The sequence below is a fragment of the Sulfuritalea sp. genome, from assembly GCF_017302275.1.
GTDB lineage: Bacteria > Pseudomonadota > Gammaproteobacteria > Burkholderiales > Rhodocyclaceae > Sulfuritalea.
This window is the reverse complement of sequence record NZ_JAFLDR010000011.1, coordinates 82778-101840: the sequence shown is the minus strand read 5'-3', so window position 1 is coordinate 101840 and position 19063 is coordinate 82778. Positions and strand designations below refer to the sequence as shown.

Here is a 19063-nt window from a genome sequence, read left to right as displayed (position 1 = left end):
CGGACCTCAGGGAACGCTCTGCACGCGATTGTTCCAGGAGCCGCAAGGAGCGAAGGACTCTCGGAATATCCGGGGATCGGCCGGAGATGTTTCTGCCGCACAGACTCCTAGGCGCAGGCGGCGGCGATCTCCAGCGAGCGCAGGCGCAAGTCTGGATCGAAGATGTCGCACACCACGATCATTTCGTCGGCCTGGGTCGCGCGGCACAGCGCCTCCAATCCGGCCCTGACCGTATCCGGCCCGCCGATCACCGCGGCGCCGAGAAAATCCGCGATGCCGGCGCGCTCCTGCGGATGCAGGCCGGCCATGAAGCCTTCCACCGGCGGCGGCAGGCAGCGCCGGTCGCCATGGAGGATGCCGAGCACGCGCTGGAACACGCTGGAAGCGAGGAACTGCGCCTCGTCGTCCGTCGGCGCGGCGACCAGCGGCACGCCGATCATCACGTAGGGCCGCGCCAGCACCGCCGATGGCCGAAAGTGGCTGCGATAAAGGTCGAGCGCCTGGTGCAGCAGGCGCGGCGCGAAGTGCGAGGCGAAGGCATAGGGCAGGCCGCGCTCGGCCGCCAAACGGGCGGAAAACAGGCTGGATCCGAGCAGCCAGATCGGCACCCGCGTACCCGCGCCCGGCATCGCGATCACCTGCTGATCCGGCCGCGGATCGTCGAGCAGTCGCTGCAGCTCGGCGACCTCGCGCGGGAAGTCCTCCTCGGTCTCCACCCTGTCACGGCGCAGCGCACGCATGGTGAGCCGGTCGGTGCCGGGCGCACGGCCCAGCCCGAGGTCGATGCGTCCCGGATACAGTTCGGCCAGCGTGCCGAAGGCCTCGGCCACCACCAGCGGCGCATGGTTGGGCAGCATCACGCCGCCCGAACCGACGCGGATGCGGCTCGTGCCGCCGGCGACGTGGCCGACCAGCACGGCGGTGGCGGAACTCGCGATGCCGGGCATGTTGTGGTGTTCGGCCAGCCAGTAACGGGTAAAGCCGAGTTGCTCGACATGGCGCGCGGTGCGCAGCGATATCGCCAGCGCGCCGGCCACCGTGCCGCCCTCGCGCACGGCGACAAGGTCGAGCATGGACAAGCGGGTATCCGTGAGTGCGTTCATGAGAGAAAAATTGCGTCAGGGTGTTCGCGCCAGCCACTTCAGCACCGCCCTAGTTTAGCCGACCATTTCTTGCAGATTGAATCGCCCGTCCCCGACGGACACCCCGACGCACGATTCCCGGGCCAGTGTGGCTCCATAGCCATCAGTGTCCGAAACGCTTTCTTCAACAAGCTCGCATGAAACTTTCTCTTGTCATTATTCGAGGAATCCGGTCTAATTCCGCGTCGGGATAATTCGGCTTCGAATTCGCGGATGTAGCCACTGGTTGGATTCCGCACCACTCTGGCCAGACGGCATATTTTCTGGAGAGCGCCGTGAAGTTGAAGCCATCATCCACCAATCGATTCATCAGCAAATGAAGCTTTCACCATCGACCAGCGGGGTAACAATGAATCGATGTCGAATTGCAGCCATTGTCGCGGCATCCGTCCTGTTCTCGGGATGCGCCACGATCACCTCGAACGAGATGCAACTGGTATCGCTGAGCACCAAGGGCGCCGATGGCAATCCGGTTGAAAAGGCCAAATGCTCGCTGGCAAACGACAAGGGCAGATGGGAAATGGTGGCGCCCGGTTTCGTCTCAGTACGACGCTCGGCCGAGGACCTGACCGTTGAATGCAAGAAGGAAGGCCTGGCCGACGGATTCTTGCGGGCAATCTCCAGGGCCGCGGGCGGTATGTTCGGAAACATAATCTTCGGCGGCGGAATTGGCGCCCTCATCGACCACAACAAGGGCACCGGCTACGATTACCCGAACGACCTGCCGGTCAGGATGGGAGCCTCATCCGTTGTCGACAAGAAGGATGAAGGCGCATCTTCCACCGCCATGGCGGAAACTCCGGCGGTTCCAAAAAGCAATTGAACACCTCACCCATGACTTTGCCTGACGGGCCCGTCGCGCCCTCCGCCGGCATCGATTGGAGATGGATATGAAGGTTGCAAGTCTGATTTTCGTTGGAGCAATCATGAGCGGTTGCTCGATGATGGCGCCGAACTACTCGCCTTCGATCGAAAGCGTTCAACTGCTCAAAGACTCAGGAATTGCTGGTGCCAAGGTTGGACGATTCGATGCCAAGCCCGAGGGCTCCAACGTCACCGGAATCTCGTTGCGTGGTTCGACGCTCCAATCTCCCTATGGCAACTCCTACTCCCTATACCTTGCCGAAGCAATCAAGCAGGAACTGATTCTCGCCGGCAAGCTGAACCCCGATGCCGGGATCGAAATCACCGGAACGCTGCTCAAGAACGACATTGACGTCTCCGGAATCAGCCTTGCAAGCGGCGACATTTCGGCTCGATTCATGGTCAGAAAGGACCAGGCGGTCCTCTATGACCGCATCAAGTCCGCGCGTTCGGAATGGGAATCCTCGTTCGCCGGCGCGATTGCGATTCCGCGCGGCCAACAGGAGTACCCGCGCCTGGTCCAGAGGTTGCTGGCCGCCCTCTATGCCGATACAGACTTCCTTAAGGCACTCAAATGAACACCCGATTTCCGACCCCGTTTTTTTCAGGCCACCACCGTCGCTTTCCGATCCTCGCTGTCCTGGCGACGGCCGCCCTGATCGCCGGATGCGCACACCCCCTGGCGATCGGACCCGACCTTGCCAAAATCGAGCGGAAAATCGATGATCGCCAGATTGAGCTGAATGTTGGCTATTACATGTCTGCGACCGACAAGGACCGCATGGTTATCACTCCGGGTGGCGGCGGCGATACCGTCACCTACGCACCCTACAAGGACATGGAGGCCGCGTTCTACAAGATGCTCGGAAACGCCTTCAAGTCAGTGACCCTGCTCAAGTCACCAACCGACGCGGAGGCGATTCAAAAGAACTCCATCAGCTACGTCATATCACCTGAAATATCGACCGACTCATCATCGCCCAGTCCATTTACATGGCCACCGACTTTGTTCGTCGTCAACCTTACCTGCAACATTGCCGATCCCTCCGGCAAGATCGTTGTCAAACCGTCGGTCACAGGTGCGGGACGTGCGGAGTTCGATGAATTCAAATCCGACTTCTCGCTGTCCGGAAAACGCGCTGTCATAGACGCCATGATGAAGATGCAGGGTACATTGGTCGGTCTGCCGGAGTTCAGGAAGCCCTGAGGTCGATGGCGGCGACAACCCGGAGCCTGCCCGACAATGCCGGCCCCCGGATCAAGGCAACGCACTGAAATACACGGTCCCCGGTACCGTTTTGATTCTGCCCTGGCAAGCCAGATGGTCCATTCCTGTCCGCATCACCGTGCCGCCAGCGACCGGAGGAAGTCCCTGTGGGGCGCCGACTTTTCACTACTCGGTGCGCAACGCCTCCACCGGATCGAGCAGCGCCGCGCGCCGCGCCGGCAGCACGCCGGCGGCGAGCCCGATGGCGGCGGCGACCAATTCGGCCAGCACGACGAAGGACAGCGGCGTGTGCACCGGCAACGCCGGCAGGAACAGGCCGATCAGTTGCGCCAGGCCGACGCCGAGCAGGAGGCCGAACAGGCCGCCGATCGCGGCCAGCGCCACGGCTTCGCCAAGGAAGAGGCCGAGGATGGTCTGGCGCCGCGCGCCGAGCGCGACCATGAGGCCGATCTCGTTGGTGCGCTCGGTCACCGCGATGGTCATGATGGTGACGATGCCGACGCCACCGACCAGCAGCGAAATGCTGCCCAGTGCGCCAACCGCCATGGTCAGCACGTCGAGGATGCCCGACAGCGTCGATAGCATTTCCTCCTGGCTGATGATGGTGACGTCGTCACGGCCGTGGCGCGCCCGGATCGCTTCCTTGATGTTGGCCACCACGCTTGCCGCGGCCACGCCTTCGGCCACGGCGACGTTGATCTCGTTGAGTCCGGCACGGTTGAACATTTCCAGCGCGCGCGCCGCCGGCACGAAGGCCGTGTCGTCGAGGTCGATGCCGAGGAACTGGCCCTTGGGCTCCATGACGCCGATTACGCGGAACTGCAGGCCACCGATGCGCACCCGTGCGCCCAGGGCGTTCTCGGCGCCGAACAGTTCGTTCTTCAGCTTTGGGCCGAGCACCACCTGGGCGCGCGCGGCGCCGCTATCGTCCTCGGGCAGGAAGCTGCCGATGCGGACCTTGCCCTTGAATACCTTCGGCATTTCCGGACCGACGCCGAGCACCATCACCCGCCGCGTGCGGCCGTTGCCCGCCACCTCCGCGTTGCCATTCACCGAGGGCGTCACGGCGATCACGTTGGGCAGACGCTTCATCGCCTCGGCGTCCTCCAGCGACAGCGGCCGTGCGCTGCTCGGCAGGCCGGTGGTCGCGCCGCCGGTCTTGGTGCGCCCCGGATGGATGCCGATGACGTTGGTGCCGAATTGGGTGAACTCGGCCAGCACGTAGCGGTGGATGCCCTCACCGATCGAGGTCAGCAGGATCACCGCGGCGATGCCCACCGCGATGCCGAGCAGGGTCAGGAAGCTGCGCAGGCGCTGCGCGCTGATGGCGCGGATGGCGAGCGCGAGGAAATCGGTGAATACCATCGCGCCTAGTGCTTCATCAGGGCCTGCACGGGATCGAGGCGCGCCGCGCGCCGCGCCGGCATGATGCCGAACAGCAGGCCGGTAGTCAGCGCGGTGCCCAGCGCGGCGATCACCGCCCAGTCCGGCGGATAAGCCGGGAACACCGGGTACAAACGGCGCAGCACGAAGGCGCCGAAGAGGCCGAGGCCATAGCCGGTAAAGGCACCGACCAGCGACAACATCGCCGCTTCGGCCATGAACGCGTTGCGGATCGTCGCGCCGCGCGCCCCGAGCGCCTTGAGCAGGCCTATCTCGCCGGTGCGCTGGGTCACCGCGACCAGCATCACGTTCATCACCAGGATGCCGGCCACCGCCAGGCTGATAGCGGCGATACCTGCCACCGCCGCGGTCAGCGCGCGCAGCAGCCGGTCGAAGGTGGCGAGCACGGCATCCTGGGTGATCACCGTGATGTCTTCCTCGCCGCCATGGCGGGCTTTCAGCACGGCGGTCACTTCGCGCTTCACCGCCTCTATCTCGCCGCGGCTCCTGGCCTCGATCAGGATGCGGAACAGGGTATTGGTATTGAACAGGCTCTGCGCCACCGCGGCCGGCACGAACACCACTTCGTCGGTGTTCATGCCCAAGCCCTGCCCCACCGGCCTGAGCACGCCGACGATGCGCAGGCGACGGTCGCCGAGGCGGACCAGTTCGCCCACCGCCGGGCTGCCGCCGAAGATTTCTTCCTTGATCTTGGAGCCGATCACCGCCACCGGCGCGCCGCGGCTCCAGTCGCCCTCGGGCAGGAAGCTGCCCTGCGCCATGCGGAAGCTGCGGATGTCGAGGTAGGTCGATGCGGTGCCGGCCACCACGACCTCACGCAAGCGGCCGTTGGCACTGATCTCCGAATTGCCGGCCGCCAGGGGCGCCGCGCGCCGCACCGAGGGCAGTCGCGTGAGCGCAAATGCATCATCGACGGTGAGGTCGCGCGGCGTGGTGGTCAGGGCATTGGCCGGGCTGAAGCCACCGGTGGCCGAGCGCCCCGGCAGGACGATGACCAGGTTGCTGCCCAGCGCCGAGAACTGGTCGACCACGTAGCGCCGGGCGCCGTCGCCCAACGCCGTCAGCACCACGACGGCGGCGACGCCGATCGCCATCGCCAGCACCGACAGCGAGGTGCGCAGCGGGTAGCCAGCCGCCGCGTCGCGGGCGAAGCGCAGGACGTCGGAGCTACGCATGCCGGTCCTCAGCCGGCGACGGCCGCCGGCCGCGCGCTGTCGAACTTCAGCTCACCGTCTTCCATCATCAATTGCCGTCGGGCGCGGCTGCCGATCTTCTGGTCGTGGGTGACGACGATCAGCGTCATCCCGTGTGCATTGAGCGCTTCGAGCAGGTTGATCACGTCGTCGCCGGTGGCGCGGTCGAGGTTGCCGGTCGGCTCGTCCGCCAGCAGCACGGCGGGCTGCATGACGGTGGCGCGGGCGATCGCGACGCGCTGCCGCTGGCCGCCGGAAAGCTGGTCGGGCCGGTGGTCGGCGCGCTGTTCGAGGCCGAAGTCCTTGAGCGCGGTGGCAACCCGCCGCGCCCGCTCCGCCGCCGCCATGCCCGCCAGCATCATGGGCAGGGCGATGTTCTCGGCGGCGGTGAGGCGCGGCACCAGGTGGAAGCTCTGGAACACGAAGCCGATGCGCCGGCTGCGCACGGCGGCCTGTTCGTCCGCCGACAGCGTGGTGACGTCGCGGCCTTCGAGCCGATAGGTGCCCGCATCGGGCCGGTCGAGCAGGCCCAGCAGGTTGAGCAACGTGGATTTGCCGGAGCCCGACGGGCCCATGATCGCGACGTACTCGCCGGCCTCGATGCCGACGTCGAGCCGGGTCAGCGCATGGACCGCGCTGTCGCCCAGGTGGAACACGCGTTCGATGCCGGCAAGCTCGATCAGCGCCATGCGTTCATTCCTGCCGGACGCCGCGCAGCGGCGGAAACATAGTCACCCCCTTGCCCGGCAAGGGGCGAAGCTGGGGTTTCGCAAAGCACTGCTTTGCGCCACCGCAGCCGGACTGCTGTGCAAAGCAGTCCGTGGAACGGGGGGATTGCCCTCATTTTTGCGCTACGGCGGCGTCAGCCGCCGTAGCGCGGGCGCCGACTTTCACGCCTTCGCGTTCCAGCGACATGACGATGCGCTCGCCTTCGGCCAGGCCTTCAACGATCTCGGTGAATTCCCAGTTGGCCGTGCCGGTCTTCACCTTGCGCTCCTCTAGCCGGCCGCTGGCGGCATTGAGCACCATCACCTTGCCGCCCTCGATCAGCGTCGCGGTCGGCACCCGCAACACATCGGCGCGGCTGCTGAGCACGATCTCGACGTCGGCGCTGTAACCGACCAGCAGGTTGATCCCCGCCGGCCGCTCGAAATCGACTTCGACGTCGACCGTGCGCGCCTGCTTTTCCACCGCCAGCACATAGGGCGCGACGCGCCGCACCTTGCCGTTGAGCGCCTGCTTGGGCAGCGCGTCGAGGCTGACGCGCACCGGCAGGCCGGCGACGATCCGCGGCGCGTCCACTTCGTCCATCGGCGCCTTGACGTAAAGGCAGGATTCGTCGATCAGGTCGATCGCGGGCGGTGTCGGCACGCCCGGCGGCGAGGGCGTCGAATACTCGCCGAGTTCGCCGACGATCTTCGCCACGGTGCCGTCGAAGGGCGCATAGAGCACCATGCGGCCCTGCTCCACCCGGGTCACACCGACCCGTGCCGCTGCCTGGGCGACGTCGGCCTTGGCCGTCTCGCAGGCCGCGGCGCGGGTATCGGCTTCACTGCGCGCGGTATCCTCGCGTGCATCGGAAACGAAGCCCTTGTTCTTCAGCGAGGCCTGGCGCTCGGCCTCGCGCCGCGAACTGGCGGCCGTGGTGCAGACCTCCTTGACCCGCTGCGCCGCCATCGCCCGCTGCGCCTCGGCCAGGACCTGCTGCGCCTTCTGGTCGTCGTTCCACAGCTTGAGCAGCAACTGGCCCTTCTTCACCTTGTCGCCTTCCTTGACGCCGAGGTATTCGATTCGACCGCCCATGATGGTCGACAGCTTGGTACGCTGGCAGGCCTCGACGGTTCCGGCACGGGTGTTTACCACGGTCGATTCGACCTTGCCGCGCTCGACCGTCTTCAGCACCACGGCGACCGGCTTGCTGCGGGTGTTCCAGAAATAGCCGCCGGCGACCAGGGCGACCACGACAAGCGCCGGCAGGAGGCGGCGCAGCAGGAAAGATGTGTTCATGGCAGACGATTATGCCGCGTTTGACCCCACGGCGCCCTTCCCCGAAAGGGGTAGCACGTGTTCAGCGCGCCGCTGAAATCGCCTCGATCCAGGGTTCCAGGCGCTGGCCGACAGCCAGCGAGACCTCGAAAGACTTGCCCGGATCGAGCTCGTTGCGCCAGGGCTTGCGCAGGACGGGCTCGAGCACCGGGCGCAAGGCGTGCGGCACGTTGATCCGCGACGCGGCCAGTTCGCTGACATAGCCGGTGACGCGCGTCTTCCGCTCGCGCGTCTCCAGGCGTGGGCGCAGCGTGGCCTTGAGGATCAGGTAACGGCGGCGATCCGGATATTTCGCGCGCAAGCCGGCGCGGTCCGGCCCGACGTCGATGGCGAACAGGCGGCTGTTGGCCGCTTCTTCGCGCTGCAGTTGCTCCCTGGCGCGCTTGGCCTTTTCGGCGAATTCCTTGCTGTCGGCGTTGGCCAGCCGCGCCGCTTCGTGGCGCGCGGCGTTCGCCCGCGCCCGCTCCAGCGCCTGCTGCCAGGCCGGCCCCGCCAGTTCCAGCACCAGCAGGACTTCCCGCGGCAACTGGCGCTCGAAGCGGCGGCGGGCCGTCGTATCGTCGTGCAAGCCGCCCACGTCGAAGCCAAGCGCCTGCATGCGCGCTTCGTCCAGCCAGTCCGGCGTGCCGCCGTGGTAGCCGTAACCGCCAAAGGAATACTCGACCGCGTCGCCATCGTGCACCCGCCAGTTGAGCCCCAGCACCATCCCGCTGTTGTCGCGGTCAGCCTGCCAACCCCAGGGCATGCCCAGTTCGCGCTGCGAGAGGACCACGCGCGAATCCGGCTCGCCGCTGCGATTCAAATACACGCCCGTAAGCGCCACAACATTGGCCAGCACGATCAGCGCCGCACCCGCCGCCAGGTTCTTCATCGGCGTCAGCTTCATGCCGCCGTCCCCGCCGCGCCGGCCCGGCGCAGGCGCTTGAGCACCAGCAGGATCAGGATCGCGGCCAGCCCCAGCACCAGGAAGAACAGCCATTTCGGCATGGTCGTCCACCACCAGTCGAAGAACTTGGTGTACAGAAAGATGACGAAAAATGTGATGCCGGTATTCACCGTATCCGGCCACCGGCGCCGGGCGCCAAGCCAGATCGCCAGCGCGCTGGCGGCGAAGCCGGCGACTTCGTAGCCGCCGGCGATGGTCCGCGTCGAAAATCCTTCGTAGCCGGCGAGATAGCTGCCCCAGCCCCAATGGCCGAGCACCAGCATCGGCACCAGCAGGCAAAGCAGGCCGAAGATGCGGTAGATCGGCGCAAAGCCCGTCATGCGGCTGTGGTCGAGCAGTTGCGGGAAGGCGAACAAGAGCAGTGCGACGGGAAAGAAGTTCTCCGGCCGTTCGCCCGCGTGCAGCCAATAGATGCCGCCCCACTCGCCGACGCGCGCCGCGACGAAGGCGATCACGCAGCAGATGCCCACCGCCAGCAGCAGGCGCAGGTCGCAGGCATAGGCCAGGAGGAAGGCCAGCGCCGCCCAGGGGATCAACGCGCGGTCGGTGGGCGTGATGTTGAAGATCTGGCCCAGCATCACCAGGTTCAGCACGAAACAGGCGAAGGCCACCATGGCCGCCAGCTTGGTGAAATAGCCCGAGGCGTCGCGGCGCTGGATCGCCATGGTCAGGCCCAGGCTGGCCAGCGCCGCGCCGAGCAGGATCGCGACCTGGGCGGTTTCCGCGAAATGGCCCCAGAACTGGTAGAAGAGGAAGAACACGCTGGCCGCCAGCGCCAGCGCGCCGAGGAAGGACGCCACGCGCATGCCCAGCGACAACTGCCTGGCCTGCACGCTGCGGTCGATGTCGAAGGCACCCGCGAAGCCGGCCAGCAGCGCGGCGTGGTGGCTACTCACCGCCTCCTGCTGCGCCGGGTCGAGCCGCAACACTCCCTCGGCCTCCAGCCGGGCCAGTTCCGCCTGGAACATCGCGATCTCGTCGGCGCGCTGCTGCGCCTCGCTGCGCAAGGGGGTGTTCATGGCGGCCGATTATCCCCCGTTTGTTATGATTCGCTCGGCGCCGAACCCAACGCCCCCAGCTTCGATAACCATCCCCGGATCATGATACTTTCGCATCTTCTTTTTGCCGTGGGCGAGCAGAATCGGCCCGCCCCCCTTCGCCCCCCTCGCGGGGGATTCCCGATCGGCTCGCTGCGCTCGATTTCTTCGACGACGCTTCCGATCGCTTCATGCTGACACACTCCCCACCGACCATGGTAAAGATCTACGGCATCAAGAACTGCGACACCATGAAGAAGGCCTTCGCCTGGTGCGATTCGAATGGCATCAGCTACGAATTCCACGACTACAAGAAGCTCGGCGTACCGCGCGAGCGCCTGGTGCAGTGGTGCCGCACGCTGGGCTGGAAGACCCTGATCAACGGCAAGGGCCCGACCTGGCGCAAGCTGACGCCGGAACAGCAGGCCGTCACCACGCAAAGCCAGGCCGTGGCGCTGATGATGGAACACTCCAGCGTGATCCGCCGCCCGGTGGTCGAGAACGATACCGGGCAGATCCTGGTCGGCTTCGACCCCACGACGTTCGATTCCTTTGTTCGTTAGGCCGCCCCCGCTAACGCTCATGATCGAGTACGAAGCGCACCTGGGCATGACGCAACGCAAAGGCGAATTGGTCGCCCCACACCCCCATCCCCGCCCCAGGGCGGGGCGATTGGTCAGCTCGCTGCGCTCGATATCACCAGCGACTCGTTCTGGAGTTTCACCTTGATGGAAGCGGTGCACCGCTTCCTGCTGGAAGACCTCGACATCCGCGGCGCGCTGGTGCAACTCGGGCCCTCCTGGTCGGCGATGACGGCGCGCCGCAACTACGCCGCGCCGGTGCGCGACCTGCTGGGCGAACTGGCCGCCGTCACCGCGCTGATCGGCAGCAACCTGAAGACGCCGGGGCGCCTCTCCTTCCAGTTGCAGGGCCACGGCCCGGTGTCGATGCTGGTGATGGACTGCAACGAGAAACTGCAACTGCGCGGCATGGCGAAAAGCGAACTCGACGCCGGCGCCGACGCACATGTCGCCAGCGCCGCCGACCTGCTCGGCGACGGCCGCCTGGTGCTGACGCTGCAGCCGAAGGCGGCGCAAACGCCCTACCAGAGCGTGGTGCCCCTGACCGGAGCGACCTTGGCGCAGGCCTTTGAGCATTTCCTGGAAAAATCCGAGCAACAGCCGGCGCGCCTGTGGCTCACGGCCGGCGCCGAAAGCGCCTGCGGCCTCTTCCTGCAGAAGCTGCCCAACGCCGACATCCTCGATCCCGACGGCTGGGACCGCATCGAGCAACTGGCCGCGACGGTGCGCGCCGACGAACTGCTGTTGCCGCCGGAAACCCTGCTGACGCGCCTGTTCAACGCCGAGAACGTGCGCCTGTACCAGCCGCGGCAGGCCGCCTGGCATTGCCCGCGCGACGAGGAAAAGGTGCGCAACATGCTGCTCTCGCTCGGCCGCGAGGAAATCGAATCCATGCTCGCCGATGCCGAAGTGATCGCCATCGAAGACGAAATCTGCGGCCACGAATACCGCTTCGGCGCCGAGATCCTCGACGAGCTGTTCCCGCCCGACGGCCGCATCCTGCACTAAGCCAGGGAAACACTGATTGAGTCCGTTCGCGTTGAGCTTGTCGAATCGCAAGCCCGTCGACTCAATGGCTTCGACAAGCTCAGCCCGAACGGTAGTTGCTTGTTCAGCGTTTCCCTGGTGCCAAACCAGACCCAGTTCGTCATTCCGGCGAAAGCCGGAATCCAGTGCCTTCAGGCACACGGACACCAGCTTTCGCCGATGTGACTGCCTCATTCAACGGAATCCCAATTGAACATCGACATCTCCGAAGAGGCCGGCGTCCGCTACCTGCACTTCGGTTCGAGCTGGATCCAGGGCGCGATGCGCATCGCGCGGCCCTATGCGCTGGAGCTGGACTACACGCGCGAGCTGATGACGCCGCTGCTGCTGCACGAGCCCGACTGGCCGCGCCGCGTGCTGCAGATCGGGCTGGGCGCCGCCTCGGTGACCAAGTTCCTCTGGCGCTACCGCCGCCACGCGCGCATCACCGTGGTCGAGATCGAACCCCGCGTCACCGCCGCCGCGCGGCAGTTCTTCAAACTGCCCGACGACCCCGCCCGCATCGACATCCGCCACGCCGACGGAGCCGACTTCGTGGTCGAGACCAAGCAGAAATTCGACCTGATCCTGGTCGATGGCTTCGATGCCGACGCCCGCACCGGGCGCCTCGACACCCTGCCCTTCTACCTCGATTGCCGCGCACGGCTGGCCGAGGACGGCGTGCTCGCGGTGAACCTGCTGTCGCGGCGCAAGGATTTCCGCCAGAGCGTGAAGCGCCTCGAAGGCGCCTTCGACGGCCACGCCATGGCCTTCAGCTCCTGCGACAGCGGCAATGCCATCGCGCTCGCCGCCAACCCGCCGGCGCCTTGCGCCACGCTGGCCGAACTGAAAGGCGCCGCGACGCAACTCAAGCGCGACACCGGCCTCAACCTGATGCCCACGCTGACGCGCCTGGCGCAATCGCACCACCTCGCCGGCGGCCTGTTCGCGCTGTGAGCGCGCCATGACACCGGCACAGCGCGACCACCGCCGCGGCACGCTCTACATGCTGCTGGTGATCGCCATCTGGGGCGGCTTCCTGCCGGTGGCCAAGGCCGCGCTGGTGGCGGTCGACCCCTACTGGCTGACGGCGATGCGCTTCGTCACCGCCGCGCTGGTCTTCCTCGTCCTGCTCTGGCGCCGCGAAGGCGCGCACAAGATCAGCACCGAAGGCAAGCTGTGGAAGATCGCCCTCTTCGGCAGTTGCGGCTTCGCCGGCTTCGGCATCAGCCTCTTCGAAGGCCTGCGCCTCACGCGCCCCGAGATCAGCGCCATGATCCTCGCCCTCGGCCCGATCCAGGTCGCGCTCTGGCAATGGTGGAGCACCCACCGCCAGCCCGACAACTTCACGCTCGCCGCCATCGCGCTGGCCCTGGTCGGCGAACTGCTGGTGGTCACCTCGGGAGAATTCGCGCGCCTGGTCGGCGGCGACGCGCTGGGCAACGGCCTCGTGTTCCTCGCCTCGCTGTTCTGGACCGCCTACACGCTGGGCGGCCAAGCTTTCCCCTGCTGGTCGCCGGTGCGCTACACCGCGCTGTCCTGCTCGCTGGGCACCATCGCCATCGCCGCCTTCCTCATCGTCGCCACCGCACTTGGCCACAGCACGCCGCCCAGCACCGCCCAACTCGTTGCCGTCTGGCCCGAACTGGCCTACACCGTGTTCTGCGTCAGCGTCTTCGGCATCCTGTTCTGGAACATGGGCGTGGCCAAGCTCGGCCCGCTTTCGGCGGGCCTCTTCGCCAACTTCACCCCCGTCATCACCTACCTGATCGCCATCGCCCAGGGCCGCCGCCCCGATGCCGTCGAACTCGCCGGCGCCGTGATCGTGCTGGTCGCCCTGATCGCCAACAACCGGCACCAGAGCGCGAAGGCGAGGAGCATCCAGGCCTGAAACGCGGCTGCAAAAAGTCGGCGCTGGCGGGACGGCGGGATTCGGCTCGCTGAATGCGTCCGGCGGCTCGAGCGACCGTCGATGCCATCGGGCTGGACCGAAAATTGCCAATGGCGTATTCTGGACGCGAAGCTGGCGGTAGATGAAGGTCTTTGGATGCCCTGAATCGAGTGAACTTGCGCCGGTAGCGGCTTTCAGTTTTAGGCGCGTGCCCTGCTCCCGGTGCTGCCGCATGCCCGCTTGGTGGAGTTTCCCGGCCTTGGCCACATGGCGCCGATCACCCATCCGGACCTCATCAACGCCGAAATCGCAAAGTTCCTCGGCGAGATCTGAATGGCTGCGCGTTGAAACTTACCCTCGGCAGGCCGCGAGCCAGTGTGATCTGGCTGACGACTACCGTCCCACCAGCGCCGACTTTCTACGCAACACCTTTCACACCAGCGCCTGAAATCGCCCCTTGAGTCCGGCAGTTCCACGCTGATGGTTTTCCAGACAAAGTCGGCATCGACATCGAAATAGGCAGGCACCAGGCGATTGCGCATGCCGAGGATGGCGTTCCAGGGAACATCCGGCGCACTGTCGCGAGTCGCGGCGGACACGCGTGCCGCGGCTTCGCCAATGATCTCGATGCAGCGGATCGCGGCGAACAGCGTTGTACCTGTCTGTCGCCAGCATGGCCGACAATCGACCCGCAACGAAGCGCATCGATATCGCTTTCCGCATTCGCCGTGCCTTTCGCATGGGACCCGAAGAGCGACAACCGCCGAACATGGTGTTCGCGGCAGTAGCTCTTCAGGCTCTCGGGAAACGGCAGTCCGGGTGCGTTCATGGTGCCTCGATGACATGGTTACCACCCCGACGGAAAAGCCGGCGCCGAAACGGTGTCAGGCCGTAAGGCTTTCCACCGCCGCCCTGCCCGCCGCGTAGCGCGTGGCGTCCTGGCGCCACGCCGAACCTGGGGCGATGCGCGCGATCCTTGCCGCCCGAACCGGATCGGGCACCGGCTTCCAGTTGGCCAGCACGTCGGCCACGGCATCCGGCGCGTTGCAGATCAGCAGCATGTCGCAGCCGGCGGCCCAGGCGGCTTCGGCGCGTTGCACCATGTTGCCGGCGAAGGCGGCGCCTTCCATCGAAAGGTCGTCGCTGAAGATGACGCCGTCAAATTTGAATTCCTTGCGCAGCTTCTCCAGCCAGACCGGCGAGAAGCCGGCGGGACGCGGATCGACCTTGGGATAGATGACGTGGGCCGGCATCACGCCGTCGAGCCTGAGGCGGCGATAGGGCGTGAGGTCGGGTTCCATCTCGGCCAGGCTGCGCTCGTCGACCGGGATGGCGAGGTGGGAATCGGCGGCGACCCAGCCGTGGCCGGGGAAGTGCTTGCCGCAACAGCCCATGCCGGCGGCGCGCAGGCCATCGATCAACGCTCCGGCAAGTTCCGCGACGGCTTCCGGGTTCTTGTGGAAGGCGCGGTCGCCGATGACGCCGCTGGGGCCCCAGTCGAGGTCGAGCACCGGGGTGAAGGAATAGTCGACGCCGCAGGCGCGCAGCTCGGCGGCCAGCAGGTAGCCGAGGTCGGCGGCTGCGCGCCGGGCGGCGGCGGGATCGGTGTCCCACAGTTCGCCGAGGCGGCGCATCGGCGGGACGTGGGTGAAGCCTTCGCGGCAGCGCTGCACGCGGCCGCCTTCGTGGTCGATGGCGATCGGCAGCGCCGGGCTGCGCACGCCATGGATGGCGGCGCACAGGGCAGTGAGCTGCTGCGTGTCGCGGTAGTTGTGCTTGAACAGGATGACGCCGCCGACCAGCGGGTGCGCAAGGCGTTCGCGCTCGGCGTCGGTCAGTTCGAGGCCGGCGACGTCGATCATCAGCGGGCCGAGGGGCAGTGATTTCATGGCTTCTCCAGGATGACGAAGGCGACGGCGTAGTCCTGCTCGTCGCTGATGGAAAGGTGGGCGGTGAGGCCGCGTTCGGCGAGGTGGGCGGCCAGCCTGGGCGAGTAGCTGAAGAAAGGCTTGCCGAGCGCGTCGTGCTCGACGGCGATGTCGGGCAGCAGCACGGGATCGCGCACGCCGGTGCCGCAGGCCTTGCCCAGCGCCTCCTTGGCGGCGAAGCGTTTGGCGAGGAAGCGGCCCGGATCGTTGCTGGCGCGGCAGGCCTCGCGCTCCGCCGGAGCAAGCATCTTTTCCAGGCCACGCTCGCCGTGGCGCTGGAAGTAGTCGGCCATGCGCTTCACGGCGACGATGTCGGTGCCGATTCCAAAAATCATGTGCGGGGCGCCGTCATCCGCATTGGGCCTCGCGCATCAGGCGCTTCATCTCGGCGACGGCTTCGCGCATGCCGACGAAGATGGCGCGGCTGACGATGGCGTGGCCGATGTGCAGTTCGCGGATGCCGGGCAGCGCGGCGACGGGCTGCACGTTGAAGTAGTTCAGCGCGTGGCCGGCGTTGAAGCGCATGCCGGCGGCGCGGATCGCAGCGCCGGCCTGGCGGATCTTTTCCAGTTCGGTCAGTACCGCCGGGCTTTCGTTGTCGCGGCCCTGGTTGAAGAAGGCGTGGGCATAGGGGCCTGTATGTATCTCGCAGACGCGCACGCCGATGCGGGCCGCGGCTTCGACCTGCGGCAGTTCGGCGTCGATGAAGGTGCTGGTGACGATGCCGGCGTCGCGCAGGCGCGCCACCACGTCGGCGAGGCGCGCCTCCTGGCCGGCGACGTCGAGGCCACCCTCGGTGGTGATTTCGTGGCGGCCTTCGGGCACCAGCATCGCCATTTCGGGCTTGAGTGCGCAGGCGATGGCGACCATCTCGTCGGTGGCGGCCATTTCGAGGTTGAGCTTGATGTGGGTCAGCTCGCGCAGGCGGCGCACGTCGTGGTCCTGGATGTGGCGGCGATCCTCGCGCAGGTGCACGGTGATACCGTCGGCGCCGCCGAGGTGGGCTTCGACGGCCGCCCAGACCGGGTCCGGTTCGTGGCCCTTGCGCGCTTCGCGCACCGTGGCGACATGGTCGATGTTTACACCGAGTTCGATCATTTTGTTGTTGCCTCCCTGCCGCAGTTTATAGCTCCTGCAGTTCGATGAACACGCGGCGCGACTGCAGGCTCTTGCCGCCGAGGTGGTGCGAGATCAGCTGGCGCATCAGGCGCCGGCTTTCGAGGCGCGTGCGCGGGTCGGAATAGTCGTCGGCGACCATGTCGAGCAAGGTCTTGCCCGACAACGCCGGGTTTTCGGCGCCGGACGCCGTATCGCCAGCGCCGACTCTTGTGGCCACCGGCCCGCGCTCGATGAGGAAGGCGTATTGCCGGTCTGCAACCACCGGCTGGCCGGTCTCGACGTCGGTCTCCAGCGTCAGGCCGTAGCCGAGTTCGCGCAGCAGCGTCTTTTCGAAGCGGCGCAGTTCCGGCGCATCGTCGCTGCCGGCGGCCAGCGCTTGCAGCGCGGCGGCATAGGCATCGAACAGATTGGCGTGGGCGTCCTCGCGCGGCAGCATCTTGAGCAGCAGTTCGTTGAGGTAGTAGCCCAGCAGCAGGCAGCGCCCGCCCAGGAGCGGCATGCCGCCCAGCCATTCGGCCTTTGCCAGGGTCTTTACCTCGCCGCCGCCGAACCAGCCGAGCTCCAGCGGCTGGAAGGACATCAGCATGCCGCGCATGGCCGAGCGCGGGCGCCGCGCGCCGCGCGCCAGCAGGGGAACGCGGCCGTGGTCGCGGCTGAAGACATCGACCACCAGGCTGGTCTCGCTATAGGGATGCAGGTGCAGGACGTAGGCCGCCTGCCCGTCGACGCGCTTGCTCACGACGCCTCAGTCGTATCCGAGAGACTTGAGCGCCCGTTCGTCGTCGGCCCAGCCGCCCTTGACCTTGACCCAGGTTTCGAGCCAGACCTTGCCGCCGAAGAGCGTTTCCATCTCCTTGCGCGCATCCGATGAGATACGCTTGAGGCGTTCGCCGCCCTTGCCGATGACGATGGCGCGGTGGCCGGCACGATCGACGATGACGGCGGCGTGGATGCGGCGCAGATCGCCTTCCTGCTCGAACTTCTCGATCTCGACGGCGATGCCGTAGGGCAGTTCCTCGCCAAGGTTGCGGAACAGTTTCTCGCGCAGTATCTCGGACGCCATGAAGCGCTCGGAGCGGTCGGTGATGTCGTCGGCGTCGAACACCGGCGGTCCTTCCGGGAGGTAGCGGGCCACGGTGGCGAGCAGTTCACCGGTACCGATGCCCTTCTCGGCCGACAGCGGCACCAGCTCGGCAAAGTCGTGCAGGGCCGAGACCTTGGCGATGAAGGGCAGCAGTTCCTTCTTGTCGGCGAGCCGGTCGATCTTGTTGATGACCAGCAGTACCGGCGTGCCGGCCGGCAGCATGCGCAGGATTTCGGCTTCGCCGTTACCCCAGTTTCCGGCCTCGACTACCAGCAGGATCACGTCCACATCGGCGAAGGTCGAGGTCACGCTGCGGTTCATCAGGCGATTGAGGGCATTCTTGTGCGCCATCTGGAAGCCCGGCGTATCGACGAAGATGAACTGCGCTTCGTCGGTGGTGAGGATGCCGTGGATGCGGTGCCGCGTGGTCTGCGCCTTCTTCGAGGTGATGCTGATCTTGGCGCCGACCAGGCGGTTGGTCAGCGTGGACTTGCCGACGTTGGGCCGGCCGATCACGGCAAGGTAGCCGGTACGGAAGCCGGGGCTCATTGCTTGATCGCGGCGATGGCGCGCTGCGCCGCCTGCTGTTCGGCGATGCGCCGGCTGCCGCCGACCCCCGTGCTGCGAATGCCCAGCTCCTGAACCACGCATTCCATTTCGAATTCCTGCGCGTGCGCCTCGCCGCGCGTGGCCAGCAGCGAATAGCGCGGCAACGGCAGGTGGCGCCCCTGGAGGATTTCCTGCAAGGCGGTCTTCGGGTCCTTGCCGGGCGCGGCCGGATCGATGGCGGCCATGGCCGGTTCGCAAAGGCGCTCGACGACGGCCCGCGCCGGGTCGAATCCGGCATCGAGGTAGATCGCGCCGATCAGCGCTTCCACGGCATCGGCCAGGATGGACGGCCGTTGCGCGCCGCCGCTTTTCAGTTCGCCCTCGCCCAGCCGCAGGAATCCGCCCAGATCCAACTGCCGTGCGATTCCGGCAAGGGTTTCCTGGCGCACCAGGCTGGCGCGCAGGCGTGAAAGCTCGCCCTCGCGCAGGGCGGGAAAACGGCCATGGAGCGCGGCGGCGACAACGCAGTTGAGGACCGAGTCGCCGAGGAATTCGAGGCGTTCATTGTTGGGAACGCCGAAGCTGCGATGGGTGAGCGCCTGACGCAGCAGATCCTGCCGGCCAAAAACATGGCCGAGGGCCGCCTCCAGGCGCTCCGGCTTCATTACTTGGCGCTGCTGCCCTCGAAGTCGAAAACGAGGCTGGTGTTCTTGAACAGCGGCACCTTGGAAGTGTAGGCAAACGAAATCACCAGTTCGCCGCCTTCCTTGGTGATGTCGAGGTCTTCCGGCCTGACGCTCTGGACATTGTCGATCTCGGCGCGTTTGCCGTAGGAGGTTCGCACCTGCGCGACCGAGGCCTCCTTGAGGCTGCCGTCGGCAGCGGTGGCCCTGATCGCCTTGAGCACATTGGCGTATTCGATCCAGGGCGGCACGGCTTTCATCCCCAGGAGCGCGAACACGGCGAGGACCGCGCTGCCGATCAACATGCCGTTCAGACTGAGACCACGCTGATGTTTCATGTCA

The 19063-nt window shown here is 66.4% G+C and carries 21 protein-coding genes and 2 pseudogenes; 7 read left to right on the top strand and 16 right to left on the bottom strand.

The genetic code is table 11. From position 1 onward, the window contains the following. Positions 1-107: 107 nt before the first annotated feature. Complete coding sequence (locus tag J0M27_RS08305; RefSeq protein WP_294989770.1) at positions 108-1103, bottom strand: LLM class flavin-dependent oxidoreductase; 996 nt, start codon at positions 1101-1103, stop codon at positions 108-110. 265 nt (positions 1104-1368) lie between these two features. Between J0M27_RS08305 and J0M27_RS08300 the strand changes: the two genes are divergently transcribed. From J0M27_RS08300 to J0M27_RS08290, 3 genes are all read left to right on the top strand, one after another. Beyond that, positions 1369-1965 carry a hypothetical protein gene (locus tag J0M27_RS08300; RefSeq protein ID WP_294989767.1) on the top strand — a complete coding sequence of 199 codons (597 nt, stop codon included), beginning with the start codon at positions 1369-1371 and terminating at the stop codon, positions 1963-1965. A gap of 118 nt (positions 1966-2083) precedes the next feature. Next, a complete protein-coding gene (locus J0M27_RS08295) occupies positions 2084-2584 on the top strand; it encodes a hypothetical protein (protein WP_294989764.1) in 501 nt (166 codons plus the stop codon). Next, positions 2581-3213, top strand: a complete 633-nt coding sequence (locus J0M27_RS08290) for a hypothetical protein (RefSeq protein ID WP_294989762.1) — start codon at positions 2581-2583, stop codon at positions 3211-3213. Before J0M27_RS08295 ends, J0M27_RS08290 begins: the two co-directional genes overlap by 4 nt. A 186-nt stretch (positions 3214-3399) precedes the next feature. Here the strand turns inward: J0M27_RS08290 and J0M27_RS08285 are convergent, their stop codons facing one another. From J0M27_RS08285 to J0M27_RS08260, 6 genes are all read right to left on the bottom strand, one after another. Further along, positions 3400-4599 (bottom strand): ABC transporter permease, encoded by a 1200-nt coding sequence (locus tag J0M27_RS08285; RefSeq protein ID WP_294989760.1) that lies wholly within the window; start codon positions 4597-4599, stop codon positions 3400-3402. Positions 4600-4604: 5 nt separating this feature from the next. After that, positions 4605-5813 (bottom strand): ABC transporter permease, encoded by a 1209-nt coding sequence (locus tag J0M27_RS08280; RefSeq protein WP_294989757.1) that lies wholly within the window; start codon positions 5811-5813, stop codon positions 4605-4607. 8 nt (positions 5814-5821) lie between these two features. Then, positions 5822-6514: an ABC transporter ATP-binding protein gene (locus tag J0M27_RS08275; RefSeq protein WP_294989858.1), complete on the bottom strand. Its 693-nt coding sequence runs from the start codon at positions 6512-6514 to the stop codon at positions 5822-5824. A 157-nt stretch (positions 6515-6671) separates the two neighbouring features. Beyond that, positions 6672-7838, bottom strand: coding sequence for an efflux RND transporter periplasmic adaptor subunit (locus J0M27_RS08270; protein ID WP_294989754.1), 1167 nt, complete (start codon positions 7836-7838; stop codon positions 6672-6674). 61 nt (positions 7839-7899) lie between these two features. Beyond that, positions 7900-8763 (bottom strand): DUF4824 family protein, encoded by an 864-nt coding sequence (locus tag J0M27_RS08265; RefSeq protein ID WP_294989751.1) that lies wholly within the window; start codon positions 8761-8763, stop codon positions 7900-7902. Beyond that, on the bottom strand, positions 8760-9842 hold the full coding sequence (locus J0M27_RS08260; protein ID WP_294989747.1) for a DUF2157 domain-containing protein: 1083 nt from the start codon (positions 9840-9842) through the stop codon (positions 8760-8762). The genes J0M27_RS08265 and J0M27_RS08260 overlap by 4 nt, the downstream gene beginning before the upstream one ends. 209 nt (positions 9843-10051) lie before the next feature. Between J0M27_RS08260 and J0M27_RS08255 the strand changes: the two genes are divergently transcribed. The 4 genes from J0M27_RS08255 to J0M27_RS08240 all read left to right on the top strand — a co-directional run bounded on the left by J0M27_RS08255 (position 10052) and on the right by J0M27_RS08240 (position 13358). Then, positions 10052-10423, top strand: coding sequence for an ArsC family reductase (locus J0M27_RS08255; RefSeq protein ID WP_294989744.1), 372 nt, complete (start codon positions 10052-10054; stop codon positions 10421-10423). 165 nt (positions 10424-10588) lie between these two features. Beyond that, complete coding sequence (locus tag J0M27_RS08250) at positions 10589-11449, top strand: Hsp33 family molecular chaperone HslO (protein ID WP_294989741.1); 861 nt, start codon at positions 10589-10591, stop codon at positions 11447-11449. A gap of 228 nt (positions 11450-11677) precedes the next feature. Beyond that, positions 11678-12424 (top strand): fused MFS/spermidine synthase, encoded by a 747-nt coding sequence (locus tag J0M27_RS08245; protein WP_294989737.1) that lies wholly within the window; start codon positions 11678-11680, stop codon positions 12422-12424. A 7-nt stretch (positions 12425-12431) separates the two neighbouring features. Then, positions 12432-13358 (top strand): DMT family transporter, encoded by a 927-nt coding sequence (locus J0M27_RS08240; RefSeq protein ID WP_294989735.1) that lies wholly within the window; start codon positions 12432-12434, stop codon positions 13356-13358. Positions 13359-13831: 473 nt separating this feature from the next. Here the strand turns inward: J0M27_RS08240 and J0M27_RS21350 are convergent. The 9 genes and pseudogenes from J0M27_RS21350 to J0M27_RS08205 form a co-directional block, all read right to left on the bottom strand. Next, positions 13832-14053 (bottom strand): annotated as a pseudogene (locus J0M27_RS21350) (HepT-like ribonuclease domain-containing protein); the annotation flags it as partial. Between the two features lie 14 nt (positions 14054-14067). After that, positions 14068-14187, bottom strand: a pseudogene (locus tag J0M27_RS21345) (nucleotidyltransferase domain-containing protein); the annotation flags it as partial. Positions 14188-14242: 55 nt separating this feature from the next. Further along, on the bottom strand, positions 14243-15238 hold the full coding sequence (gene nagZ / locus J0M27_RS08235; protein WP_294989854.1) for a beta-N-acetylhexosaminidase: 996 nt from the start codon (positions 15236-15238) through the stop codon (positions 14243-14245). Between the two features lie 5 nt (positions 15239-15243). Then, positions 15244-15621 (bottom strand): holo-ACP synthase, encoded by a 378-nt coding sequence (acpS, locus tag J0M27_RS08230; RefSeq protein ID WP_294989732.1) that lies wholly within the window; start codon positions 15619-15621, stop codon positions 15244-15246. A gap of 13 nt (positions 15622-15634) precedes the next feature. Continuing rightward, complete coding sequence (locus J0M27_RS08225; protein ID WP_294989729.1) at positions 15635-16384, bottom strand: pyridoxine 5'-phosphate synthase; 750 nt, start codon at positions 16382-16384, stop codon at positions 15635-15637. 25 nt (positions 16385-16409) lie between these two features. Then, entirely contained in the window at positions 16410-17144 is a 735-nt protein-coding gene (gene recO / locus J0M27_RS08220; RefSeq protein WP_294989726.1) for a DNA repair protein RecO, read from the bottom strand. Positions 17145-17150: 6 nt separating this feature from the next. Further along, positions 17151-18038: a GTPase Era gene (era, locus tag J0M27_RS08215; RefSeq protein ID WP_294989723.1), complete on the bottom strand. Its 888-nt coding sequence runs from the start codon at positions 18036-18038 to the stop codon at positions 17151-17153. Continuing rightward, a complete protein-coding gene (rnc, locus tag J0M27_RS08210; protein ID WP_294989721.1) occupies positions 18035-18703 on the bottom strand; it encodes a ribonuclease III in 669 nt (222 codons plus the stop codon). Before rnc ends, era begins: the two co-directional genes overlap by 4 nt. Continuing rightward, positions 18703-19059 carry a DUF4845 domain-containing protein gene (locus tag J0M27_RS08205; protein WP_294989718.1) on the bottom strand — a complete coding sequence of 119 codons (357 nt, stop codon included), beginning with the start codon at positions 19057-19059 and terminating at the stop codon, positions 18703-18705. The genes rnc and J0M27_RS08205 overlap by 1 nt, the downstream gene beginning before the upstream one ends. Positions 19060-19063 lie beyond the last annotated feature (4 nt).

Coding starts and splice junctions, on each gene's coding strand:
- J0M27_RS08205 (WP_294989718.1), bottom strand. CDS start 19,059: ATGAAACATCAGCGTGGTCTCAGTCTGAACGGCATGTTGATCGGCAGC.
- era (WP_294989723.1), bottom strand. CDS start 18,038: ATGAGCCCCGGCTTCCGTACCGGCTACCTTGCCGTGATCGGCCGGCCC.
- J0M27_RS08290 (WP_294989762.1), top strand. CDS start 2,581: ATGAACACCCGATTTCCGACCCCGTTTTTTTCAGGCCACCACCGTCGC.
- J0M27_RS08265 (WP_294989751.1), bottom strand. CDS start 8,763: ATGAAGCTGACGCCGATGAAGAACCTGGCGGCGGGTGCGGCGCTGATC.
- J0M27_RS08250 (WP_294989741.1), top strand. CDS start 10,589: ATGGAAGCGGTGCACCGCTTCCTGCTGGAAGACCTCGACATCCGCGGC.
- J0M27_RS08240 (WP_294989735.1), top strand. CDS start 12,432: ATGACACCGGCACAGCGCGACCACCGCCGCGGCACGCTCTACATGCTG.
- J0M27_RS08255 (WP_294989744.1), top strand. CDS start 10,052: ATGCTGACACACTCCCCACCGACCATGGTAAAGATCTACGGCATCAAG.
- J0M27_RS08295 (WP_294989764.1), top strand. CDS start 2,084: ATGATGGCGCCGAACTACTCGCCTTCGATCGAAAGCGTTCAACTGCTC.
- J0M27_RS08305 (WP_294989770.1), bottom strand. CDS start 1,103: ATGAACGCACTCACGGATACCCGCTTGTCCATGCTCGACCTTGTCGCC.
- rnc (WP_294989721.1), bottom strand. CDS start 18,703: ATGAAGCCGGAGCGCCTGGAGGCGGCCCTCGGCCATGTTTTTGGCCGG.
- J0M27_RS08285 (WP_294989760.1), bottom strand. CDS start 4,599: ATGGTATTCACCGATTTCCTCGCGCTCGCCATCCGCGCCATCAGCGCG.
- acpS (WP_294989732.1), bottom strand. CDS start 15,621: ATGATTTTTGGAATCGGCACCGACATCGTCGCCGTGAAGCGCATGGCC.
- J0M27_RS08225 (WP_294989729.1), bottom strand. CDS start 16,384: ATGATCGAACTCGGTGTAAACATCGACCATGTCGCCACGGTGCGCGAA.
- J0M27_RS08270 (WP_294989754.1), bottom strand. CDS start 7,838: ATGAACACATCTTTCCTGCTGCGCCGCCTCCTGCCGGCGCTTGTCGTG.
- J0M27_RS08280 (WP_294989757.1), bottom strand. CDS start 5,813: ATGCGTAGCTCCGACGTCCTGCGCTTCGCCCGCGACGCGGCGGCTGGC.
- J0M27_RS08260 (WP_294989747.1), bottom strand. CDS start 9,842: ATGAACACCCCCTTGCGCAGCGAGGCGCAGCAGCGCGCCGACGAGATC.